Below are 2,369 nucleotides of genomic sequence, written 5' to 3'. Positions count from 1 at the left end.
GTCGAAGTCCCCTGCAAAGCAATTGAAACTCAGGTAAGCCAGGCGCTTCTGTTCACCCTCATAGAATCTGGCCCAGCAGTGCTGGTCACCGGCAAATACGTCGAGTGAGTTTCCCTTGCGCAGCGGGATCAGTCCGAAAGCGTCAAAAAAGTGCTCAGCCACCGCCAGATCGGGAACCTCCAGCGCGTAGTGATCGATTGAATGCACCGCATGGCGCGGTTCCGACGCCGCAGCGCTACCGCCCGGGCTTGATTGAGCCACGTTGATGTCCATCTTTGTCTCTCGCTGTTCTATGTGCTGTGTTGTCCGCCGCTCTCTATGTGGAGCTTCTGACTCTTTGCGCGCGGTGGTCAACCCGGAGAGTCGACCGCAGCAGGTACAAAAACTATGCTARACAATAAAATATATAAAAACAAGTTTTTGATATTAAAAGACGGGGTACACGAAGCGCGAAACGAGAGGAAGCGGGAACTGCCCGACCCGGCGAGCGCATCACGACGACGCGTCCCGAGGATGTCGGGCATTCGGGAGACCATGGATCGGAGACAGCATGCACTCAATTACCCCGCCACATCGTTCGACCAGATAGAACAGCATGTTCGGCAGATGCCTATCACGCTCAGCACGGGGGATCGCCTATCCTGCACAGGCTCATCGCGGCGATTCGATCGATCGAAAGGCGGCAAGGTGACGCCGACAGCCCGCGGTGCGCACGCAGGCATCATCAATGCGTATTGAATAGCAGCAACTTTCTTACTGATATGGAGAAAACTATGGCCAGCGAACCCATCCGTGATCCTGCAAGCGACCATCTGCTGACCCCGCAGAATGCAGCGTTTGTCATCATCGATTACCAACCGGTGCAAGTGAACTCCATTGCGTCGATGGACCGCCAGCTTTTGATCAACAATATCGTTGGGACGTCGAAGGCGGCCATTGCATACAAGCTGCCCATCATTCACTCAACGGTGAATGTGAAGACCGGCTTGAACAAACCACCGATTCCGCAGCTGCGCAAGGTCTTGGGCGACTATCCGACCTATGACCGCACGACCATCAACTCGTGGGAAGACGTCGAATTCAAAGCGGCCGTCAAGGCCACGGGCCGCAAGAAGCTCATCATGACTGCACTGTGGACCGAGGCTTGCCTGACGTTCCCCGCACTGGACGCGCTCAAGGAAGGATATGAAGTCTATGTGGTGGTGGACGCCGTCGGCGGTACTTCGGTGGCGGCACACGAAGCTGCCCTGCGCCGCATTGAGCAGGCCGGCGGCAAGATGATCAGTGTTGCGCAGTTGTTCTGCGAATTGCAGCGCGACTGGGCGCGGGAGGAAACCGTACCGGCCTTCATTGACCTGTTCGTTGAAACAGGCGGCACTGCCGGAATCCAGTTCTCCTACGATCGCAGCTGACGATAGCCGGGCTGGCGCCGCACGCCGTTGCGGGCCAGCCCGTTTTTCCCATTGCCAGGAATGCAGCCGCGGCCTTCCGGCACTGACCGGCCCATTTGGAGTCTGTATGCCTGATTACTACTTGCTTGCTGGACGTGTATTCATCGCGTTCATGTACGTGCTCAGCGGCGCCAATAAACTTCTGTTCTTCAGCCATGGCCTGGAAGAAGTCAGATCAAGAAATATTCCGTTTCCGCGTCTGATCCTGTCTAGCACAATACTGGTTCAGCTTACATGCGGCGTAGCCATCATGGCTGGAAGGCAAACCGGGATCGCTTCGCTGCTTCTTGCAGTATTCACGCTGGCAACTGCGTTGGTATTCTACGACTTCTGGAATCTGAAAGGCGCGCAGCGCACTGTCTCCCTAACGGGCTTTCTGGAACATATCAGCATTATTGGCGGGTTTATCATCCTGATTGCGGCGGGACCCGGAAATATCGTCGTCCGACCTTAGGACCTGTTTGAAAATTAGCCGCAGATGTGTTCTAAAGCTGGGATGTGGAAAGAAGAACACCGAGAGCGGCAAGCAAGCATGGCGGCCAAGACAAAGCGATTTCCAAGCGATTTGACAGACGTGGAGTGGGCGGCAATGGAAGGCCTGCTGCCCCCGCCCAGCGAGGGCGGCGCAGGAAGGCCGATTTGCGGGAGGTCATCAACGCCTTGCGATACCTGGTGCGCTCGGGGTGTGGCTGGCGCATGCCCCCAAGGACTTTCCGGCCTGGCAAACGGTGTACTGGCGGTTTCGCCGACTGATGCGCCGGTTTCAATCCGCAAGCTGTCGCCGGATGCCGTCGAAGTCCCCTGCAAAGCAATTGAAACTCAGGTAAGCCAGGCGCTTCTGTTCACCCTCATAGAATCTGGCCCAGCAGTGCTGGTCACCGGCAAATACGTCGAGTGAGTTTCCCTTGCGCAGCGCAG

The 2,369-nt window shown here is 56.7% G+C and carries 3 protein-coding genes and 1 pseudogene; 3 read left to right on the top strand and 1 reads right to left on the bottom strand.

The window, feature by feature from the left end; all coding sequences use genetic code 11:
• Positions 1–273: VOC family protein (locus AC1DT6_RS40370; protein ID WP_477115616.1), on the bottom strand; the 273-nt coding region annotated here is incomplete at its 3' end.
• Positions 274–773: 500 nt separating this feature from the next.
• On the opposite strand from AC1DT6_RS40370, the gene AC1DT6_RS40365 reads away from it, so the two are divergent.
• The 3 genes and pseudogenes from AC1DT6_RS40365 to AC1DT6_RS40355 all read left to right on the top strand — a co-directional run.
• On the top strand, positions 774–1,412 hold the full coding sequence (locus AC1DT6_RS40365) for a hydrolase (RefSeq protein ID WP_477115615.1): 639 nt from the start codon (positions 774–776) through the stop codon (positions 1,410–1,412).
• 106 nt (positions 1,413–1,518) lie between these two features.
• Positions 1,519–1,905, top strand: a complete 387-nt coding sequence (locus AC1DT6_RS40360) for a DoxX family protein (protein ID WP_477115614.1) — start codon at positions 1,519–1,521, stop codon at positions 1,903–1,905.
• A gap of 42 nt (positions 1,906–1,947) precedes the next feature.
• Positions 1,948–2,212, top strand: a pseudogene (locus AC1DT6_RS40355) (transposase); the annotation flags it as partial.
• Between the last annotated feature and the right edge of the window lie 157 nt (positions 2,213–2,369).

This window comes from Cupriavidus sp. 01L45, from assembly GCF_056399885.1.
The sequence above is the reverse complement of the archived record's forward strand: the minus strand, read 5'-3'. Positions and strand labels throughout refer to the sequence as shown.